Source organism: Aminobacter sp. P4_H6_2, assembly GCF_056400805.1.
Map to the genome: position 1 here is coordinate 1 of NZ_JBFUKO010000599.1, position 3,243 is coordinate 3,243.

The 3,243-nt window shown below is 62.2% G+C and carries 4 protein-coding genes; 2 read left to right on the forward strand and 2 right to left on the reverse strand.

The window, feature by feature from the left end; genetic code table 11:
- Together AC1DUU_RS27210 and AC1DUU_RS27215 are read left to right on the forward strand one after the other, a co-directional pair.
- Positions 1-721 (forward strand): S16 family serine protease (locus tag AC1DUU_RS27210; protein WP_476786467.1); only part of this gene is annotated, 721 nt, incomplete at its 5' end.
- A gap of 185 nt (positions 722-906) precedes the next feature.
- Positions 907-1,179 (forward strand): HU family DNA-binding protein, encoded by a 273-nt coding sequence (locus AC1DUU_RS27215; protein ID WP_476786468.1) that lies wholly within the window; start codon positions 907-909, stop codon positions 1,177-1,179.
- Positions 1,180-1,380: 201 nt separating this feature from the next.
- Here AC1DUU_RS27215 and AC1DUU_RS27220 read toward each other — a convergent pair whose 3' ends face one another.
- Together AC1DUU_RS27220 and AC1DUU_RS27225 are read right to left on the reverse strand one after the other, a co-directional pair.
- Positions 1,381-2,475: a M24 family metallopeptidase gene (locus AC1DUU_RS27220; RefSeq protein WP_476786469.1), complete on the reverse strand. Its 1,095-nt coding sequence runs from the start codon at positions 2,473-2,475 to the stop codon at positions 1,381-1,383.
- Positions 2,476-2,550: 75 nt separating this feature from the next.
- The coding region (locus AC1DUU_RS27225; protein ID WP_476786470.1) for an ABC transporter substrate-binding protein at positions 2,551-3,243 on the reverse strand (693 nt) is incomplete at its 5' end.

The window sequence follows — 3,243 nt, forward strand, 5'->3', positions numbered from 1 at the left end:
GAAGAAGTCGGTGAAGGTCACCGCCGCCAACTTGGACGAGTATCTCGGCGTGCCGCGTTACCGCTTCGGCCAGGTCGAAGCCGACGATCAGGTCGGCGTGGTCACGGGGCTTGCCTGGACAGAGGTCGGCGGCGAGTTGCTGACGATCGAAGGCGTGATGATGCCCGGCAAGGGCCGCATGACCGTCACCGGCAACCTGCGTGAAGTCATGAAGGAGTCGATCTCGGCGGCGGCATCTTATGTCCGCAGCCGCGCCATCGATTTCGGTATCGAGCCGCCGCTGTTCGACAAGCGCGACATCCACGTGCACGTGCCGGAGGGTGCTACGCCCAAGGACGGCCCTTCGGCCGGCGTTGGAATGGCGACTGCGATCGTGTCGGTAATGACCGGCATCCCGGTGAAGGCTGATATCGCGATGACGGGCGAGATCACCTTGCGTGGTCGGGTACTGCCGATCGGCGGCCTCAAGGAGAAGCTGCTTGCAGCGCTTCGCGGCGGCATCAAGAAGGTGCTGATTCCGGAAGAAAACGCCAAGGATCTGGCGGAGATTCCGGAAAACGTGAAGAGYGGCATGGAGATCATCCCGGTCAGCCGCATGGGCGAGGTGATCAAGCACGCCCTGGTGCGCATGCCCGAGCCGATCGAATGGACTGAGCCGGTCGACGTGCCTGCGTCCAAGTCGGACGCTGGCGACGATGCCGGTAAGGGCTTTGCTCATTAAGTCGCATCTAAAGTTGCACTGAAAAACGAAAAAGCCGGGCACACGCCCGGCTTTTTCATGTGAAAAACCCCGGAATTCCGGGCTTTGTGAGCCTTTTCGACTTGGTTGTGGCTGCGCTTTTTTCTACAGTCCGTGTCCTACCGGCTGAGTCTTATGTCCCGGTTTTCTCATGGAAGGGAATTTGAATGAACAAGAACGAACTAGTGTCCGCCGTCGCCGAGGCTTCCAAGCTCTCCAAGGGTGACGCGCAGTCCGCTGTCGACGCTGTTTTTTCCGTCATCACCGGCGAACTGAAGAGCGGCGGCGACGTCCGGCTTGTCGGTTTCGGAAATTTCACCGTGTCGCAGCGCGCAGAGTCGACTGGCCGCAACCCGCAGACCGGCGCCGAAGTGAAGATCCCGGCTCGTACGGTACCGAAGTTCTCGGCTGGCAAAGGCCTCAAGGACGCGGTCAACTGATCGCTCTGCAGCCGATGTAATACGTGAAAAGCCGGGTTCGCCCGGCTTTTCTTTTTTGTGCCGTATCTGTGCAAAAGCCAAGCGAGCCTCGAGGCACGCACCAAAACACAGAAGGGCCGCGGTCAGACCGCGGCCCCTTGAGAATGCCGATGCGATAAAAGGTTTGCTGGGCGGTGCCGCCAGGCTGCCCGCCCAGCGTGGTCAGGCCTTCACGCGGAACGCGTCACGCGGCAGATCGGACAGCACTTCCGCACGATTGCCGCGCAGGATCACGATCTCTTCAAGCCTGAGCCCAAAACGGCCCTGCAGATAGATACCCGGTTCGATCGAAAAGACGTTGCCTTCAGTCAGGATCGTCTCCGACGTGCCGGTGATGTAAGGCGGCTCGTGGATATCGATGCCGAGGCCGTGGCCCGTGCGGTGCAGGAAGAAGTCGCCATAGCCTGCGGCTGCAATCACGTCGCGTGCGGCCTTGTCGACCTCCTTGGCGGCGACACCCGGCTTGGCGGCGGCGATCGCTGCCTGCACGGCGCGCTCCAGAACGCCATGAACCTCATCGAAGCCTTCCGGCTTCTCACCGAACACGCCAACCCGCGTCATGTCGGAGGGGTAGCCGTCCTTGCGGCCGCCGATGTCGATCAACACCGCCTCGTTGGCCTTGAGCTTGCGGTCGCCGGTGTGGTGATGCGGGAAGGCACCGTTCTCGCCGAAGCAGACGCTGGTGAACTCCGGCTTGGCGCCATTGGCGGCGTAGAAGTCGCGGATGGCCTGCGCCACTTCCAGCTCGGTCACGCCTTCCTTGAGGGCTGCGAAGCCAGCCTTCATTGCGCCGTCATTGAGCACCGCGTTCATCTTGAGCAGCGCGTATTCGGCCTCGTCCTTCTGGCCGCGCAGGAAGCTCACCGTATCGGTGAGGAAGCCACGCTCGGCTCCGGGCAAGGCGTCGATTACCAGCAGCGCGAAATCGGCGCGCATGGTTTCGTCGAGGGCGATCTTGAGGTTGCCACGCTCAGCGCCGCAATCCTTGAGCAGCTCGGCAAGTGCTGCCCCAGGGCCGTCGGCGTCGCTCCAGGGATAGAATGGCAGCTTGGTGTAGGGGCGCTGGCTGTCGACATTGAGTCCGGGCATCAGGAAGCCGGCATGGTCCTTGGCGACGATCAGCAGCACCGGGCGCTCGTCGCCATGTGGCGACATGCCGGCAAGCCAGACAAGGTGCGAAGAGGGGCCGACGACCACAAGGTCGGTCCCGGTTTCTGCCATGCGCTCGCGCAGCCGCGCCATCCGCTCTTCGTACATTGTCTCTGCCTTCTTGGAGTTGGGGAGGGGGAATGGGACCGCCCGCAAGGAGCGGTCCCGGTAGCTGTCGGTTCGTCAGTTCTTCTTGACGAGACGGTAGTAAACGAAGTCGGAGGTCGCGCCGTTGACGTAGCCTTCGACGTTCTTCGCCCGCGCCACCTGGGTAGCGGCTTGGAACATGATGACGATCGGCGACTTCTCCTGCACCTTCTTCTGAAGGTCGACATACATGGCGTTGCGCTTTGCCTGGTCAGGCTCGGCAAGTGCCGCCTTGGTCGCCTTGTTCAGCTCTTCCGGCACGGCCCAGCCGTTCCGCCACGTCGTGGTCGACTGGTAGTGGGCGTCGGAATTGTCTTCGTTGTAGGCAAAAGCCTTGGCGTTGGAGTGCGGGTCCATGAAATCGGGGCCCCAGTAGAGCAGCATCGCCTCATGGGTGCGGGCACGGTACTTGGTGATCACCTGCGAGCCTGTGCCCGGGATGATGTTGAAGTTGATGCCGGCCTCGGCGAAGCTCGCCTGCAGCGACTGCGCCATGTCGGTGAACGGCGTCGAGTTGATGACGTCGAGCGTAACGTTGATCGGCGTCTTGATGCCGGCATCAGCCAGGATCTTCTTGGCCTTGGCCGGATCGTAGGTGTAGGGCGTCTCATTGAGCGAGCCGGGGAAGCCCGACGGCCAGAACGCCTGATGCGTCTGCATCTGGCCCTTCAGGAAGGTGTCGGTCATGCCCTTGTAGTTGACCAGGTAGCGCGCGGCATCCCACACGGC

Coding starts and splice junctions, on each gene's coding strand:
- AC1DUU_RS27215 (WP_476786468.1), top strand. CDS start 907: ATGAACAAGAACGAACTAGTGTCCGCCGTCGCCGAGGCTTCCAAGCTC.
- AC1DUU_RS27220 (WP_476786469.1), bottom strand. CDS start 2,475: ATGTACGAAGAGCGGATGGCGCGGCTGCGCGAGCGCATGGCAGAAACC.